The organism is Clostridium sp. D5, assembly GCF_000190355.1.
Taxonomy (GTDB): Bacteria; Bacillota; Clostridia; order Lachnospirales; family Lachnospiraceae; genus Faecalicatena; species Faecalicatena fissicatena_A.
The window spans coordinates 1-1602 of the sequence record NZ_GL870841.1; the positions used below are offsets into that span (position 1 = coordinate 1).

The window sequence follows — 1602 nt, forward strand, 5'->3', positions numbered from 1 at the left end:
AATAATGTACCCATAGATGTGGACACATTAAGAAGAAGGGTTCCCTAAAAATGGACACTAAAAAGAAGGCATAAAACCTTAAAAGTGGACAGTGTAAAGAAGGGGTTCTTTATCTCTGATAGATGTTGATATATAATAAACACATCTAAAGGAGAATGATATGCGAGAATACACCCCAAAAGAAATGAAAGAATTAATAAAAAATCCATATACACTGAAAGTAACGAAGTTTAAGCTGAGCCATACTGCAAAATTTAAGGAGGATTTTTGGATTAGCTATCAGGCTGGAAATACCCCCAAAAAAATTATTGCTGATATGGGATATAATCCAGAAATGTTTGGTCAAAAGAGAATCGACAGCCTAGTCCAGCATATAAAAAAAGCAGCGCTTTCTGGTCACGGGTTTTCCGAAGGCCCGAACAGGACAAAAAGAGTTCCAATGAAGGAAGTTAAAACGGATTTAACAGAATCGCCTAATATAGAACAGATGCAGCATGAACTCCTATATCTTCGTCAGGAAGTAGAGTTCTTAAAAAAAATTATAAAAGCAGACAACTCGAAACGGAAAGACTGATTATGGGTGGATCAGATTGCAAATTCGAGATTATCTATGATTTAATAAGCAAAAAAGATAATGTCTTATCGGTTACAATGCTTTGTGATATTGCAGGCGTATCAAGATCAGGATACTATCGCTGGGTCGGAGCAGCAGGTGAAAGAGAAGAGCAAGAATTACAAGACCAGGCAGATTTTGAAATGATCCTCAGTGCGTATACAAAACGTGGATATGATAAAGGCGCAAAAGGCATTTATATGGCTCTGGTTCACCAAAATCCACCTGTGATAATGAATGTTAAAAAGATCCGCCGCCTGATGAAAAAGTATGGGTTAGTATGTAAGATTAGGGCTGCAAATCCCTATAGGCAAATGGCAAAAGCAATAAAGACAAATAATGTTGCGGATAATCTTTTGAAAAGGGAATTCACATCATATGGCCCTAGAATGGTCTTATTAACAGATATTACATATATTCCTTATAATGGGATGTTCTGTTACCTATCAACGATTCTAGATGCATTTACAAAGGAAATATTATCGTATGTACTAAGTGAATCGTTAGAGGTGGATTTTGTACTATTAACGGTAAATCAAATGGTTGAAAAGCATGGGGTTTCCTTGCAGACTGATACAATGATTCACTCGGATCAGGGATGTCATTATACAAGCTGCAGTTTTATTCAGCTGGTGAAGGATAAAGGTTTAAGGCAGTCCATGTCCAGGCGGGGGAATTGTTGGGATAACGCACCTCAGGAAAGCTTTTTCGGGCATATGAAGGATGAAATAGATATAAGCCAGTGTAAGTTCTTTAATGAAGTGAAACCAAGGATTGATGATTGGCTGGATTACTATAATAACGAGCGATACCAATGGCAGTTAGCAAAGCTGTCTCCGAATGAGTATTATCAATATATAACAACTGGGAATTATCCTTTGAAAGGGATAATACAAGAACCCAAAAAGGAAGAAGAAATATAGCGATGTCTATACAGAACATATTATCCCTTCTTCTTAAATTTGTCCTTGACAAAGGGTACACTTCAA

Annotated in this window: 2 protein-coding genes; both read left to right on the forward strand. The window is 36.9% G+C overall.

All coding sequences use genetic code 11. From position 1 onward, the window contains the following. The first annotated feature begins 160 nt into the window (after positions 1 to 160). Complete coding sequence (locus HMPREF0240_RS23190) at positions 161 to 574, forward strand: HTH domain-containing protein (RefSeq protein ID WP_009005822.1); 414 nt, start codon at positions 161 to 163, stop codon at positions 572 to 574. Positions 575 to 576: 2 nt separating this feature from the next. Beyond that, positions 577 to 1536, forward strand: coding sequence for an IS3 family transposase (locus HMPREF0240_RS23195; RefSeq protein ID WP_009005823.1), 960 nt, complete (start codon positions 577 to 579; stop codon positions 1534 to 1536). Positions 1537 to 1602 lie beyond the last annotated feature (66 nt).